The following is a 13,659-nucleotide window of genomic DNA, read 5'->3' as shown; positions in this document are numbered from 1 at the left end:
GAGTCAGGTGGAGGGCTCAACTTCGGGCGAAAGCGCGCAGTTGCGCAGACACCAAGGGTTCACGTTACCCGACACGGGCCGGACGGTCAACCATCGCCCGCCTCGCCCCGGGGGTCACTCCCCCAGCTGATCGTGCGACCGCTTCACCTGCGTCAGGGCCACCCGGGCGGCCATCTCGGCGTCGGGCGGGTAGCCGACCTCGACCATCGTGAGTCCGTGGGCGGGCACGACCCGGAACTCGCCGTTGCGCTGGGCCTCGCGCCGCACGCCCACCGCACGATGCGCCTCCATCGCCCCCTCGCCGACGGCGACGCAGGCGCCCACGAGGTTGCGCACGAGGTTGTGGCAGAACGCGTCCGCCTGCACCGAGGCGACGAGCACGCCGTCGGCCTCGCGCCTCCACGAGAACTCCTGCAGCTCGCGGATGGTGGTCGCGTAGTCGCGGTGACGGCAGTACGCGGCCCAGTCGTGCAGGCCGAGCAGGCCGGACGCCGTCGCGTTCATCAGATCGAGGTCGAGGCGTTGGTCGTACCAGAGGGTGTGGCTGCGCCTCGTCGGGTCGCGTTCGGCCCCCCGGTCGGCGATGCGGTACTCGTACCGGCGCCAGAGGGCGCCGAAGCGGGCGTGGAAACCCGGAGGCGCGACCCGGGCACCCGAGATCACGATCTCGTCGGACGCGCCCGCGAGCCCGTTCAGCCGCCGGGCCAGCACGGTCGGGGCGTCGAGCGGGGACTGGTCGCGCATGCCGCGGTGCGGCTTCTGCAGCTGGGCGATCTGGGCGTCGGTGAGGTCGAGGTGCACCACCTGTCCGCGCGCGTGCACGCCGGCGTCGGTGCGACCCGCCACGGTCACGGTCGGCACGTCCCCCAGCCGACGGAAGAGCGTCTGCAGAGCGGCCTCGATCTCGCCCTGCACCGTGCGGCGGCCGGGTTGTTCGCTCCAGCCCGAGAAGCCGGTGCCGTCGTACGCCACCCCGAGGCGGAGGCGCGTCAGGGCCGGGGCGTCGATCGTCACCCGACGATCCTACGGGGCCGACACCGCGCCTCCTCGGCCTGTCGGGTGGGTGGACGACGACGGCGGCCGCGACCCGGCCACCCGGGTCACGACCGCCGTCGGGCGCCTCCGCCTAGCCCATGCGGGAGGCGCGGTGCCGGACCACGAGGACCGTGCCACCCATCGCCATCAGCACCAGGGCCAGCGCCAGCCACCCGGCCAGGGGCGCGGAACCCGTGAAGGCGAGCGAGCCGTCCGCGGTCGGTGCGGTCGTGCCCGGGGTGACCGCCCCGGAACCGGCACCCGGCACGGTCGGACCGGCTCCGGCTCCGGCTCCGGCTCCGGCTCCGGGCGTCGCGCCCGGGTCGGTCACCGGCGGGGCGGGGTCGACGGGAGCGGCGAGCAGCGACACCCCGACGACGACCGGGTCGTGGTCGCTCGAGCGGAACTGGTCGGGCTGGTACAGCTGCTCGGCGTTGTAGTTGAAGCGGCTGTACTCGAGGCCGATGCCCTCACCCGAGTTGATGTTCCAGATGTCCACGCCCGTGACGGCCTCGGCCGCGGCGGGCGAGGCGAGCACGTGGTCGAGGGACCCGCTGAGACCGCTGAAGACGTAGCTGTACTCGTCGGTCCCGGTCGAGCCGAGGTCGACGTAGCCGGCCTGGCGGAGCACCTCGATCGGGTCCTCCTGGCTGTAGGCGTTGAAGTCGCCGAGCAGGAACACCTTGTCGGTCCCCGCAGCGACCTCACGCTCGGCGGCGAAGGCGACCAGGGCGTTCGCCTGGTTGACGCGCGAGCCGTTCGAACCGCCCTGACCGTCACCCTGGTCGGCGTCCGGGCCCGAACCGCTGCCCTTCGACTTGAAGTGGTTCGCGATCGCGACGAAGGTCGAGCCGGCGTCACCGCCGACGGGCCGGAAGGCCTGCGCGAGCGGCTGCCGGGCGTTGCTGAACGCGGCCGATCCGGTCAGGATCGTCGACCCTCCGACGGGCTCGGCGACGGCCTTCTTGTAGATGAAGGCCAGACGGATGACGTCCTCGTTGGCGGGCAGCGCCTCCGGTGAGCGCGCGTAGTCCCAGACCTCGCTGCCGGCCGCGGCGTTGAGCGCCCCGACCAGGGTCGCGAGTGCGGAGTCGCGGTCCTCGCCGAAGCGGGCCGAGTTCTCGATCTCCTCGAGCGACACGACGTCGGCGCCCAGGGCGGTGATCGCCGTGACGATCTTCACCTGCTGGCGGGCGAGGTTCTCGGCGTTCGCGGCACCACGAGCGTCGCAGCCGCTGTTCACCGTCACCGGCGCACCCGCGCGGTCCGTGTAGAACGTGCAGCCGCGCAGCTGGTCGCCCGTCGTCGTGAAGTAGTTGAGCACGTTGAAGCTGGCGAGCTTCAGGTCGCCTCCCACCTCGCGCGGGGCGTCGGTCCGGATGTCCTCGAACGTGACGGGCAGGTCGCCGTAGGCCGTGTCACCCGTGAGGCGGGCGGTCGGCTGGTACTTCCAGGCCGAGTTGCGGAAGTCGAAGACGACCGGCTTCGTGAACGCCACGGAGGCGCCCACCGTGACCGGGTCCTCGTTCGAGAGGTAGGGGACGGGGATCGACTGGTTGGCCGCGGTGAAGAAGTTCGTCGTGGCGCCGTCGTCGAGGGTCACGGCTCGGGCCGCATTGTCGGCGACCACCGCCGCGTAGCCCGGGGAGCCCGGGCGCGCGACCTCGGTGGGCTGGATCAGCGGCCGGTCGCCCGAGGCGAGCTCGACCTCGCCGTACTGGTTCGTCGTGTAGGTGTCCGCGACGGTGAACTCGCCCTGGGGCAGCACGAGCATGCTCTCGAGCGTCTCACGCTGGGCGTCGGTGGCGGGCAGGCCGACGGTCGCCGCCCGCGGCGCCACCACGCTCGAGGCGTCGAGCGTCCTGAGCGACGACGCACCGGTGACGGTGATCTGCGTCAGGCCGAAGAACTCGGTGACCGTCCCGTCCACCTCGACGTAGTCGCCGACGGCGACCGAGGAGGCGGTGCTCGCGGAGTACACGAACAGCGCGTCCGACGCGACGTGCGTCGCCAGGTCGAGTGCGCCTCCGGTGCCCGGGGTCTGGATGACGTAGCCGTCGAGGCCGCCCGTGGGGTAGGTGGCCGTGACGACGCCCCGCGTGGTCACCGTGCGACCGACGAGAGGACTCGTGCCGGTCGCACCCTGGATCTGCGCGACCGTCACGTCGGCCTCGGGGGTCGGCTCGGGCTGCGGCTCGGGCTCCGGACCGGGGTCGGTGCCCGTGCCGCCGGAGTTCTGCGGGGTGACGGTGGTCTGCGTCGAGAAGTCGGCCGCGTTGACGTCGGTGTCCAAACCAGCGGTGCGGGCCAACGAATTGGGCGTCGGGTTCGTTCCCGTCACGGGAGCGACGGTCGTCTCGAAGGTGTTCGAGGCGCCGTAGCCGAGCAGGTCGACCACGCCCGGCGTCCCGGCGGGGACCGAACCGGGTGCGAGCGTCAACGGAACGGCGCCGTTCGACAACAGGACCGTTCCCGTGGTGCCGCTCGGGTTGAGCGAGACACTCGCGTCGGGGGCGGGCAGGTCGGCGCCCGTGGTGCCGTTGCCCGGGATCGCCACGAGGAAGTAGCCACCGGCCGCGATGGTGCCGGCGAGTTCGGCGGCGGAGAACTGCCCGGCGCCCGTCGCCGAGCGGTACTGCAGGGACCAGCCGGCCAGCGACACCGACGCCGTCGTGGGGTTGTACAGCTCGACGAACTTGCGGTTGAAGGGAGCGTTGGCGCTACCTCCCTTGAGGTAGGCCTCGTTGATGACCACCGACGAGCCGTCGGGCGCGGCGAGGGCGGGCGCGGCGGTCGCGAGAGGGGCGAGCCCGAGCGCGAGGGCCATGCCCGTCGTGAGGGCGAGGGCCTTGAGTGGGCGGGGGCGTGGCGACATGACGTCCTTCGTGATCGGGTCGGGCTCCGGTCACCGTAGGCGGCACAGGTGCACCACAGGTGTCGCAGAACAATCGCCAAGGTAAACGACCCCCGCCCGGGGGGCCAGTCCTCTCTTGTGCGGACCCCCTCCTGCTCCCTGCACGACGAAGGGCCCGTCACCTCACGGTGACGGGCCCTCCGGGTGGTGCTGGTGGGTCTACTTGGCGGCTTCGTCGTCCGACTTCGCAGCGGCGTCGGCCTCGACCTCGTCGGCGGCAGCCGTCTCGGTCTCGGTCTCGACGGGAGCCGACTCCTCGACGGTCTCGGTCTCGTCGACGGGAGCCTCGGTGGGCTCCTCGGCGACGGGCTCGGCGACCGGAGCCGCCGCGGCGGTGGTCTTCGAGTTCTTGACCTTGGGGCTCACGGGCTCGAGGACGAGCTCGATGGACACCATCGACGCGTTGTCACCCTTGCGGAAGCCGAGCTTCGTGATGCGGGTGTAGCCGCCGTCACGGTTCTCGACCAGCGGGGCGATCTCGGTGAAGAGGATGTGGGCGGCCTCTTTGTTGTTGCGCAGGGTCTGCATGGCGCGACGACGCGAGTGCAGGTCGCCACGCTTCGCGAAGGTCACGAGACGCTCGGCGACGGGACGGAGGCGCTTGGCCTTGGTCTCGGTCGTCTTGATCGTCTTGTGCTCGAAGAGCGAGGCGGCCAGGTTGGCCAGCATGAGGCGCTCGTGCGCCGGGCCGCCTCCGAGGCGGGGTCCCTTGGTGGGCTTGGGCATTGTCTGTTCCTAAGTGAGTCGAGAGTGGAGGGCGTCGGGCGGAGAGACCTAGTTGGTGGTCTCTTCTTCGTCGTAACCGCTGTAGAAGTGGGCTCCGTCGAACCCGGGGACCGTGTCCTTGAGCGAGAGGCCGAGCTCGACGAGCTTGTCCTTCACCTCGTCGACCGACTTCTGACCGAAGTTGCGGATGTTCATCAACTGGGTCTCGGACAGGGCGACCAGCTCGGACACCGTGTTGATGCCCTCGCGCTTCAGGCAGTTGTAGCTGCGGACCGACAGGTCGAGGTCCTCGATCGGGGTCTGCAGCTCGCTCGACAGGACGGCGTCGACCGGCGCGGGGCCGATCTCGATGCCCTCGGCGGCGGTGTTCAGCTCGCGGGCGAGGCCGAACAGCTCGGTCAGCGTGCGACCGGCCGAGGCGATGGCGTCACGGGGCGAGATCGACGGCTTCGACTCGACGTCGACGACCAGGCGGTCGAAGTCGGTGCGCTCACCGGCACGCGTCGCCTCGACGCGGTAGGTGACCTTGAGCACGGGCGAGTAGATCGAGTCGATCGGGATCTGACCGGCTTCGCTGAACTCGCTGCGGTTCTGCACGGCCGACACGTAACCACGGCCACGCTCGATCGTGAGCTCGAGCTCGAACTTCGCCTTGTCGTTCAGCGTGGCGATGACGAGCTCGGGGTTGTGGATCTCGACGCCGGCCGGAGCCGAGATGTCGGCGGCCGTGACCTGACCCGCACCCTGCTTGCGCAGGTAGGCCGTGATGGGCTCGTCGTGCTCGCTGGCGACGACCAGCTGCTTGATGTTGAGGATGACCTCGGTGACGTCCTCTTTCACTCCGGGGACGGTCGTGAACTCGTGCAGCACACCGTCGATGCGGATGCTGGTGACAGCAGCGCCGGGGATCGACGAGAGAAGCGTGCGGCGCAGCGAGTTGCCGAGGGTGTAACCGAAGCCTGGCTCGAGGGGCTCGATCACGAAGCGGGAGCGGAACTCCGAGATGTTCTCCTCGGTGAGGGTGGGGCGCTGTGCAATGAGCACTGTTTAATCCTTTCGGCGAAGAGTCCGCTATATGACTCTTGGCGGTACGACAGGTGGCTGGCCCGTCGGGTCTGTTGAGTTGTGGGCACCTCGGGCGAACACGCGGGAGGCGGTGCTGACGCGGGGGAGCCCGCCGTACCCGACGGACCCCGGTGACGGGGCCCATCGGGCACGGCGGGCGGTAACTCAGTTAGACGCGACGACGCTTCGGCGGGCGGCAGCCGTTGTGCGCCTGGGGGGTGACGTCGTTGATCGAACCGACCTCGAGGCCTGCGGCCTGGAGCGAGCGGATCGCCGTCTCGCGACCCGAACCCGGGCCCTTGACGAAGACGTCGACCTTCTTGACACCGTGCTCCTGCGCCTGGCGGGCGGCGGACTCGGCGGCGAGCTGCGCGGCGAACGGGGTCGACTTGCGCGAGCCCTTGAAGCCGACGGCGCCGGACGAGGCCCAGCTCAGGACGGCGCCCGAGGGGTCGGTGATCGAGACGATCGTGTTGTTGAACGTGCTCTTGATGTGGGCCTGGCCCACGGCGACGTTCTTCTTCTCTTTGCGGCGGGGCTTACGCGCGGCCGTCTTCGGTGCTGCCAATTTTTTCTCCTACAACCTTGAGGGGCGTACGGCGGGAGCCGAGGCCTATCGAGCCTTCTTCTTGCCGGCGACGGTGCGCTTCGGGCCCTTGCGGGTACGAGCGTTCGTCTTGGTGCGCTGGCCGCGGACGGGGAGGCCGCGGCGGTGGCGGATGCCCTCGTAGCTACCGATCTCGACCTTGCGGCGGATGTCGGCGGCCACCTCGCGGCGGAGGTCACCCTCGACCTTGTAGTTGCCCTCGATGTAGTCGCGGAGCAGGACGAGCTGGTCGTCCGTGAGGTCCTTGACGCGGATGTTGCCGTCGATCTCGGTCTCGGCGAGAGTCTTGAGCGCGCTGGTGCGGCCGACTCCGTAGATGTAGGTCAGTGCGACTTCGACGCGCTTGTCGCGCGGGATGTCAACGCCTGCTAGACGTGCCATGATGGCCTCTTTTCAGAGATGGTGGAGGTCTGTCACAGCACCGGTGCCCGGGCCTCCGACCCGGGGTGTCCCCCGCCTCCGTCCACCCTGTCGGGCTTCCGTGACGAGTTCTGGTGCTGCTGGGAGGGTGTTGCTGTGTGACCCGGCTCGGCCGGGTCGGCATCGGCACGTCGCCGGAGCGACGGACGAGTCAGCCCTGACGCTGCTTGTGGCGCGGGTTGCTCTTGCAGATGACCATGACGTTGCCCTTGCGGCGGATGACCTTGCAGTGCTCGCAGATGGGCTTGACGCTGGGGTTGACCTTCATTGCTGATTCCTTGATCTCGCTGGCTTCGTGCCCCACGGGTGCGTGGGGCCGTTCCTTTCCAGCACGCCCTACTTGTAGCGGTAGACGATCCGGCCGCGGGTCAGGTCGTAGGGGCTGAGCTCCACGATCACACGGTCTTCGGGCAGGATGCGGATGTAGTGCTGCCGCATCTTGCCGGAGATGTGCGCGAGGACCCTGTGTCCGTTGGTCAACTCAACGCGGAACATCGCGTTGGGCAGAGCTTCGATCACTGCGCCTTCGATTTCGATGACACCGTCTTTTTTGGCCATAGCCTCACTGTCGCTAAGAATAGGGGTGTTGGTCGTGCGGGGATGCGATGCCCAGGCGCGCAGAAACGCACACGGAACACCAAAGGTCGATCCTAGGTGATGCCGGTATAGTTCAGCAACCCGGCTGGTCAACCCGACACGCCGGAGCACCCGCCGACCTCTGCCGCCCACCTCGGCCGTCGTCTCGTCGGGTACGCGTCACGACTGCCGGGAGCACCATGCCTGACCGCTCGACCACCCCCTCCTCCCCTCGGGGGGTCGCTCGTCACGGCCGACTCCGCCGCCGCGGCCCTGCCCGCATGCTCCTGGGGCTCGTCGCCGGGACGATGGCCGTCGTGCTCGTGAGCGGCGTGTCCGTCGCGGCCATCGCGGTCCGCTCCGCCACCTCGGGCGTGCAGACCGTCTCGCTCGGCAACGAGGACGAGGTCGCCGGGGTCGACATCTCGGCCATCCAGGGCGGCGCCAACATCCTGCTGGTGGGCAGCGACGAACGCGACGACGGCAGCCAGGTCGACGCCGGCGAGGTCGACGGCATCCGCAACGACGTGACGATCCTGGCCCACCTCTCGGCGGACCACACCCAGCTGACGGCCGTGAGCTTCCCCCGCGACCTGATGATCGACGTGCCCGAATGCGTCGGCGACGACGGCCAGGTTTACCCGGCCGAGGACTACGTGCAGTTCAACACGACCCTCGGACGCGGTGGCCTCTCGTGCACCGTCAAGACGGTCGAGGGCATGACCGGACTGGCGATCCCCTACGCCGGCAAGATCACCTTCGACGGCGTCATCGAGATGTCGAACGCCATCGGTGGGGTCGACGTCTGCGTCACGCGGACGATCCGGGACACCGACTCGGGCATCGACCTGACCGCGGGCACCCACACCCTGCAGGGTGCCGAGGCCCTCGCCTTCCTGCGGACCCGACACGGCGTCGGCGACGGAAGCGACATCGCGCGCATCAGCTCGCAGCAGGTCTTCCTGTCCTCGATGATGCGCAAGATCATCTCGGGCGGCACCCTCGGCGACGTGACGACTCTCTACAAACTCGCGTCGGCCGCCCTGAGCAACATGACGTTGTCGTCCACCCTCGACTCCCCCGACACGCTCGTGCGCCTGGCCCTCGCGCTGAAGGACATCCAGCCCGCGGGGATCGTCTTCGTCCAGTACCCGGTCGTCGACGATCCGCGGGACCCGAACAGGGTGGTGCAGTCCACGACCGACGCCGCGGCCCTGAACGCCGCCCTGAACGCCGACCAGAAGTTCACCCTCGGCGACGACAGCGCCGGACGTGGCTCCGTCTCGGACGGAACGGCCCCGGTCGCGACCACGCCCCCCGCCGCACCGAGCGAGACGTCCGCGCCGTCCGACACGACGTCGGGGTCCTCCGTGCCGGCCGCCCCGGCCGCCCCGGCCGCGACGGACGCGCCGACGACCACGCTGCCCTCGACCATCACGGGCCAGTCGGCGGCCGAGGCCACCTGCAGCGTCGGCTCGTCCCGCTGAGCCGCACCGCGCCTCCTCGCGTCGTCGGCGTGAGCCGAGGAGGCGCGGGTCAGGCGATCGGGACGGGTGTCACTCCCAGCGGAGACAGACCCGCAGCGCCGCCGTCCTGTGCCGTGAGCACCCAGATGCCGCCGTCGTGCACCGCGATCGAGTGCTCCCAGTGCGCGGCCATCGAGCCGTCGCGCGTGCTGACGGTCCACCCGTCGTCGTGGGTCACGGTGTCGATTCCGCCCGACGTGACCATGGGCTCGATGGCGATCACAAGGCCTGGCCGGACGGCGGGGCCACGTCCGCGGACGCGGTAGTTGAACACCGGCGGGTCCTCGTGCATCGAACGACCGATGCCGTGGCCGGTGTAGTCCTCGATGATGCCGAAGTCGCCCTGCCCGTCGATGTAGTCCTCGATGGCGCCCCCCACCTCGTTGAGGTGCGAGGCTGACGCCAGCGCGGCGATGCCGTGCCAGAGGGACTGCTCGGTGACCTCGTTCAACCGACGACGCTCGGCCACCACGTCAGGGCGGTCGGCATCGTCCAGGACGAAACTCCGTGCGCTGTCGCCGTTCCACCCGTCGAGTTGCGCTCCGCTGTCGACGGAGACGAGGTCCCCCGCCGCCAGTACGCGCGCACCGGGGATGCCGTGGACGACCTCGTCACCGACCGACGCACACACCGTGTGGCGGTAGCCGGGCACCAACATGAAGTTGGGTTCTCCCCCACCGTCTCGGATGACGGCTTCGGCGACGGCGTCGAGTTCGAGCGTGGACACGCCGGGACGAACGGCGGACTGGACGGCGTCGAGCGACGCGGCCGTCAGGAGCCCCGGCGCGATCAGACGTCGGAGTTCGTCGGCCGTCTTGTAGATGCCGGAGCGGCGGAACGCCACGAGGTCAGGATGCCGGGGCGACGGACGTGAAACCACGAGCGGCCAGGGCCGACTCGATGCGCCCGGCGACCTCATCGATGCTGCCCAGACCGTCGACCTCGACGAGGATGCCTCGATCTCGGTACGTGTCGATCAGGGGTGCGGTCTCGCGGAGGTAGACGTCCTGGCGGTGGCGGATGGCGTCCTCGGTGTCGTCGGAACGACCCTGGTCGACGGCTCGCCGGCGCAGTCGCTCGACGATCTCGTCACGCTCGGCGACCAGCTGGACGACGGTGGTCAAGGACTGCCCCTGCGCGGCGAGGTGCTCGTCGAGGAATTCGACCTGCTGCAGCGTGCGCGGGTACCCGTCGAGGAGGAAGCCCTCGCTCGCATCGGCCTGCGACAACCGGTCGGAGATGAGCTCGTTGGTGAGGCTGTCCGGTACGTAGTCGCCCGCGTCGAGGATCGCCTTGACCTTGAGACCGAGCTCGGTCTCGTTCTTGACGTTGGCGCGGAAGATGTCACCGGTCGAGATCGCGGGGATGCCCAACGACTCGGCGATCGCGACCGCCTGGGTGCCCTTGCCGGCCCCGGGGGGACCGACGATGAGGAGGCGCGGGCTGAGTCGGGTCTCAGCGGCGCTCATCGGAGCAGGCCCTCGTAGTGACGCTGCTGCAGCTGGGAGTCGATCTGCTTGACCGTCTCGAGGCCGACGCCCACGATGATCAGGATGCTGGCGCCTCCGAAGGGGAAGTTCTGGTTCGCACCGACCGTGGCCAACGCGATCAGCGGGATGAGCGCGATGATGCCGAGGTACAGGGCACCGGGCAGCGTCACACGCGTCAGCACGTAGTCGAGGTACTCGGCCGTGGGGCGACCGGCCCGGATGCCCGGGATGAACCCGCCGTACTTCTTCATGTTGTCGGCGACCTCTTCGGGGTTGAAGGTGATCGCGACGTAGAAGTAGGTGAACCCGACGATGAGGGCGAAGTACAGCACCATGTAGAGCGGGTTGTCGCCCGAGGTGAGGTTGGCCTGCACCCAGCTGACCCAGGCGGGCGGAGCCGTTCCGTCGGAGGGTTGGTTGAACTGGGCGACGAGGGCCGGGAGGTAGAGCAGCGACGAGGCGAAGATGACCGGCACGACGCCGGCCATGTTGACCTTGATCGGGATGTACGTGTTGTTGCCACCGTACGTGCGCCGACCGACCATGCGTTTGGCGTACTGGACGGGGATCCGCCGTTGGGACTGCTCGACGAAGACCACGAGCGCCATGATGATCAGTCCGACCGCGATGACGAGCAGGAAGATCTCGAAGCTGCGCGACTGCGCGATGCTCCAGAGGGCCGTCGGGAAGCGGGCGGCGATCGAGGTGAAGATCAGCAGCGACATGCCGTTGCCGATGCCGCGCTCGGTGATGAGTTCGCCCATCCACATGATGAGGCCGGTACCGGCGGTCATCGTGACGACCATGAGCATGACGGCGTACCAGGCGTCGTTCGTGATCAGCTGGCTGCACTCCGCGATGCCGGACGAACCGAACAGGGCACCCGAGCGGGCCACGGTGATGAGCGTCGTCGACTGGAGGACACCGAGAGCGATGGTGAGGTACCGCGTGTACTGCGTGAGCTTCGCCTGCCCGGACTGGCCCTCTTTGTAGAGGGTGTCGAAGTGGGGGATGACCACGCGCAGCAACTGCACGATGATCGACGAGGTGATGTAGGGCATGATGCCCAACGCGAACACGGACAGCTGCAGCAGAGCGCCGCCGCTGAACAGGTTGACGAGCTCGTAGAGACCCGAGGTGCCCTGGTTGCCCGCGAGACAGGCCTGCACGTTCTGGTAGTCGACGAACGGCGCGGGGATGAAGCTCCCCAACCGGAAGAGCGCGATGATGCCGAGCGTGAACCCGATCTTGCGACGCAGGTCGGGGGTGCGCATGATGCGCGCGACAGCTCTGAACACGTGGGGCCTCCCGGTATGAAGGATAGACGACTGATGGGGGTGGCCCTGGCGGACCACCCCCTCAGGTGATTTTTACTTGCTGACGGACCCGCCGGCGGCGACGATCTTGTCCTCGGCGGAGCCGGAGACCTTGTCGACCGCGACGGTGAGCTTGACGCTCAGGTCGCCCTGTCCGAGGACCTTGACCTTCTCGTTCTTCCGAACGGCACCCTTGGCGACGAGGTCACCGACGGTGACGTCACCACCCTGCGGGTAGAGCTCGTTCAGCTTCTCGAGGTTGACCACCTGGTACTCGACGCGGAACGGGTTCTTGAACCCGCGCAGCTTCGGAGTACGCATGTGGAGCGGCATCTGGCCACCCTCGAATCCGACCTTGACCTGGTACCGGGCCTTCTGACCCTTGGTGCCACGACCGGCCGTCTTACCCTTCGAGCCCTCACCACGGCCGACGCGCGTCTTCGCCTTCTTGGCACCGGGAGCCGGACGAAGGTGGTGCACCTTGAGCACCTGGGGACGCGCGACGTCGTCGGAGGACGTCGTCGAGGCGGGAGCGGCCTTGGTGGTCGAACCCGTCGAAGCAGCGGCCTTGTCGGCTGCGGGCTTCTTGGCGGCAGCCTTGGGAGCTGCTGCCTTGGTGGTCGTCGCCTTGGGGGCGGCGGCCTTCTTCGGGGCGGCCTTCGCGGCGGCCTCGTTCTTCTCGTCAGCCATTAGTCAATCTCCTCGACCTTCACGAGGTGGGCGACCGTGTTGACGTAGCCGCGGTTCTGCTTGGTGTCCTCGCGAACGACCGACTGGCCGATGCGCTTGAGGCCCAGGCTCCGCAGCGTGTCACGCTGGTTCTGCTTCTCGCTGATTACGGACTTGATCTGGGTCACCTTGAGGTTGGCGGCCATCAGGCACCTGCCTTCTCGGTCGCGGCGGTACGGGCTGCCTGCTCGGCACGGACCATGAAGGCCGGCATGACAGCGTCGATGTCGAGTCCACGACGGGCGGCGACGGCGCGCGGCTCTTCGAGCTGCTGCAACGCCTCGACCGTGGCGTGGACGATGTTGATCGTGTTCGACGAACCGAGCGACTTGCTCAGGACGTCGTGCACGCCGGCGCACTCGAGCACGGCGCGGACGGGACCACCGGCGATGACACCGGTACCGGCCGAGGCCGGACGCAGCATGACGACGCCTGCAGCGGCCTCACCCTGCACGGGGTGCGGGATCGTGTTGCCGATGCGCGGGACGCGGAAGAAGTTCTTCTTGGCCTCTTCGACGCCCTTGCTGATGGCCGTGGGGACCTCGCGGGCCTTGCCGTAGCCGACACCGACCAGGCCGTTGCCGTCGCCGACGACGACGAGTGCGGTGAAGCTGAAGCGACGACCGCCCTTGACGACCTTCGACACGCGGTTGATCGTGACGACGCGCTCCAGGAACTGGCTCTTGTCGTCACGGTCGCCGCGTCCGCGGCCACCCTGGTTGCGGTCACCGCGACCCTGGCCGCCACGGCGGTCGGTGCGACCACCCTCGCGGTTGTTCGACTCCGAGCCGGCAGCGGTCTCGACGGGACGCTCGACGACGGCCTCAGCCGGCGCCTTGGTCGCTTCGGTCTCTGCGGGGGGAGTGGTGTTAGTAGCGTCGCTCACAGGTTCAAACCAGCCTCTCGGGCGCCTTCGGCGATGGCCGCGACGCGTCCGGCGTACTTGTTGCCGCCGCGATCGAACACGACGGCCTCGATGCCCGCAGCCTTCGCACGTTCGGCGACGAGCTCGCCGACCTTGCGGGACTTCGCGGTCTTGTCACCGTCGAACGTGCGCAGGTCGGCCTCGAGGGTCGATGCGCTGGCGACGGTGAAGCCCTTGCTGTCGTCGACGACCTGCACGAACACGTGCCGGGCCGAACGGGTGACGACGAGACGGGGACGCTCTTCGGTGCCCACGACCTTCTTGCGCAGGCGGGTGTGACGGCGCTTGGTGGCAGCCGACTTGCTTTTTCCTCGTGTACCGAGACCCATG

Annotated in this window: 16 protein-coding genes; 1 reads left to right on the top strand and 15 read right to left on the bottom strand. The window is 68.9% G+C overall.

What is annotated here, in order from left to right:
* Positions 1 to 114: 114 nt before the first annotated feature.
* The 8 genes from ACVJ1F_RS09440 to infA form a co-directional block, all read right to left on the bottom strand.
* Positions 115 to 1,014: a tRNA pseudouridine synthase A gene (locus ACVJ1F_RS09440; RefSeq protein ID WP_456885760.1), complete on the bottom strand. Its 900-nt coding sequence runs from the start codon at positions 1,012 to 1,014 to the stop codon at positions 115 to 117.
* Between the two features lie 112 nt (positions 1,015 to 1,126).
* The gene (locus ACVJ1F_RS09435; protein WP_456885758.1) at positions 1,127 to 3,910 is read right to left on the bottom strand and encodes an ExeM/NucH family extracellular endonuclease; all 2,784 of its coding nucleotides are present in this window, start codon (positions 3,908 to 3,910) and stop codon (positions 1,127 to 1,129) included.
* 198 nt (positions 3,911 to 4,108) lie between these two features.
* Positions 4,109 to 4,675 carry a 50S ribosomal protein L17 gene (rplQ, locus tag ACVJ1F_RS09430; RefSeq protein WP_043593320.1) on the bottom strand — a complete coding sequence of 189 codons (567 nt, stop codon included), beginning with the start codon at positions 4,673 to 4,675 and terminating at the stop codon, positions 4,109 to 4,111.
* Positions 4,676 to 4,723: 48 nt separating this feature from the next.
* Entirely contained in the window at positions 4,724 to 5,719 is a 996-nt protein-coding gene (locus tag ACVJ1F_RS09425) for a DNA-directed RNA polymerase subunit alpha (protein WP_043593322.1), read from the bottom strand.
* A 190-nt stretch (positions 5,720 to 5,909) separates the two neighbouring features.
* Positions 5,910 to 6,308 carry a 30S ribosomal protein S11 gene (rpsK, locus tag ACVJ1F_RS09420; protein ID WP_043593323.1) on the bottom strand — a complete coding sequence of 133 codons (399 nt, stop codon included), beginning with the start codon at positions 6,306 to 6,308 and terminating at the stop codon, positions 5,910 to 5,912.
* Positions 6,309 to 6,353: 45 nt separating this feature from the next.
* Entirely contained in the window at positions 6,354 to 6,728 is a 375-nt protein-coding gene (gene rpsM / locus ACVJ1F_RS09415) for a 30S ribosomal protein S13 (protein ID WP_043593325.1), read from the bottom strand.
* Positions 6,729 to 6,918: 190 nt separating this feature from the next.
* Positions 6,919 to 7,035, bottom strand: coding sequence for a 50S ribosomal protein L36 (gene rpmJ / locus ACVJ1F_RS09410; protein WP_043593327.1), 117 nt, complete (start codon positions 7,033 to 7,035; stop codon positions 6,919 to 6,921).
* A gap of 68 nt (positions 7,036 to 7,103) precedes the next feature.
* Complete coding sequence (gene infA, locus ACVJ1F_RS09405) at positions 7,104 to 7,325, bottom strand: translation initiation factor IF-1 (protein ID WP_043593329.1); 222 nt, start codon at positions 7,323 to 7,325, stop codon at positions 7,104 to 7,106.
* 299 nt (positions 7,326 to 7,624) lie between these two features.
* On the opposite strand from infA, the gene ACVJ1F_RS09400 reads away from it, so the two are divergent.
* Positions 7,625 to 8,830: an LCP family protein gene (locus ACVJ1F_RS09400; RefSeq protein WP_456885754.1), complete on the top strand. Its 1,206-nt coding sequence runs from the start codon at positions 7,625 to 7,627 to the stop codon at positions 8,828 to 8,830.
* 49 nt (positions 8,831 to 8,879) lie between these two features.
* Here the strand turns inward: ACVJ1F_RS09400 and map are convergent, their stop codons facing one another.
* From map to rplR, 7 genes are all read right to left on the bottom strand, one after another.
* The gene (gene map / locus ACVJ1F_RS09395) at positions 8,880 to 9,713 is read right to left on the bottom strand and encodes a type I methionyl aminopeptidase (protein ID WP_456885752.1); all 834 of its coding nucleotides are present in this window, start codon (positions 9,711 to 9,713) and stop codon (positions 8,880 to 8,882) included.
* Positions 9,714 to 9,717: 4 nt separating this feature from the next.
* The gene (locus ACVJ1F_RS09390) at positions 9,718 to 10,338 is read right to left on the bottom strand and encodes an adenylate kinase (protein ID WP_456885750.1); all 621 of its coding nucleotides are present in this window, start codon (positions 10,336 to 10,338) and stop codon (positions 9,718 to 9,720) included.
* On the bottom strand, positions 10,335 to 11,657 hold the full coding sequence (gene secY, locus ACVJ1F_RS09385) for a preprotein translocase subunit SecY (protein WP_043593336.1): 1,323 nt from the start codon (positions 11,655 to 11,657) through the stop codon (positions 10,335 to 10,337). Before secY ends, ACVJ1F_RS09390 begins: the two co-directional genes overlap by 4 nt.
* Positions 11,658 to 11,729: 72 nt before the next feature.
* Positions 11,730 to 12,365: a 50S ribosomal protein L15 gene (gene rplO, locus ACVJ1F_RS09380; RefSeq protein ID WP_082460060.1), complete on the bottom strand. Its 636-nt coding sequence runs from the start codon at positions 12,363 to 12,365 to the stop codon at positions 11,730 to 11,732.
* Positions 12,365 to 12,550 carry a 50S ribosomal protein L30 gene (gene rpmD, locus ACVJ1F_RS09375; RefSeq protein WP_043593338.1) on the bottom strand — a complete coding sequence of 62 codons (186 nt, stop codon included), beginning with the start codon at positions 12,548 to 12,550 and terminating at the stop codon, positions 12,365 to 12,367. The genes rplO and rpmD overlap by 1 nt, the downstream gene beginning before the upstream one ends.
* Complete coding sequence (rpsE, locus tag ACVJ1F_RS09370) at positions 12,550 to 13,290, bottom strand: 30S ribosomal protein S5 (protein ID WP_043593339.1); 741 nt, start codon at positions 13,288 to 13,290, stop codon at positions 12,550 to 12,552. Before rpsE ends, rpmD begins: the two co-directional genes overlap by 1 nt.
* Positions 13,287 to 13,658: a 50S ribosomal protein L18 gene (gene rplR / locus ACVJ1F_RS09365; protein ID WP_043593341.1), complete on the bottom strand. Its 372-nt coding sequence runs from the start codon at positions 13,656 to 13,658 to the stop codon at positions 13,287 to 13,289. The genes rpsE and rplR overlap by 4 nt, the downstream gene beginning before the upstream one ends.
* Between the last annotated feature and the right edge of the window lies 1 nt (position 13,659).

It is taken from the genome of Frigoribacterium sp. 2355 (assembly GCF_054060695.1).
Note: the sequence above shows the minus strand (reverse complement) of the source record. Positions and strands in the feature narration are given on the sequence as shown.

Excerpts from the sequence above, each read along its gene's own strand:
- rpsM (WP_043593325.1), bottom strand. The coding sequence starts at position 6,728 with ATGGCACGTCTAGCAGGCGTTGACATCCCGCGCGACAAGCGCGTCGAA.
- rplQ (WP_043593320.1), bottom strand. The coding sequence starts at position 4,675 with ATGCCCAAGCCCACCAAGGGACCCCGCCTCGGAGGCGGCCCGGCGCAC.
- infA (WP_043593329.1), bottom strand. The coding sequence starts at position 7,325 with ATGGCCAAAAAAGACGGTGTCATCGAAATCGAAGGCGCAGTGATCGAA.
- ACVJ1F_RS09400 (WP_456885754.1), top strand. The coding sequence starts at position 7,625 with ATGCTCCTGGGGCTCGTCGCCGGGACGATGGCCGTCGTGCTCGTGAGC.
- rpmD (WP_043593338.1), bottom strand. The coding sequence starts at position 12,550 with ATGGCCGCCAACCTCAAGGTGACCCAGATCAAGTCCGTAATCAGCGAG.
- ACVJ1F_RS09435 (WP_456885758.1), bottom strand. The coding sequence starts at position 3,910 with ATGTCGCCACGCCCCCGCCCACTCAAGGCCCTCGCCCTCACGACGGGC.
- rplO (WP_082460060.1), bottom strand. The coding sequence starts at position 12,365 with ATGGCTGACGAGAAGAACGAGGCCGCCGCGAAGGCCGCCCCGAAGAAG.
- ACVJ1F_RS09390 (WP_456885750.1), bottom strand. The coding sequence starts at position 10,338 with ATGAGCGCCGCTGAGACCCGACTCAGCCCGCGCCTCCTCATCGTCGGT.
- rpmJ (WP_043593327.1), bottom strand. The coding sequence starts at position 7,035 with ATGAAGGTCAACCCCAGCGTCAAGCCCATCTGCGAGCACTGCAAGGTC.
- rplR (WP_043593341.1), bottom strand. The coding sequence starts at position 13,658 with ATGGGTCTCGGTACACGAGGAAAAAGCAAGTCGGCTGCCACCAAGCGC.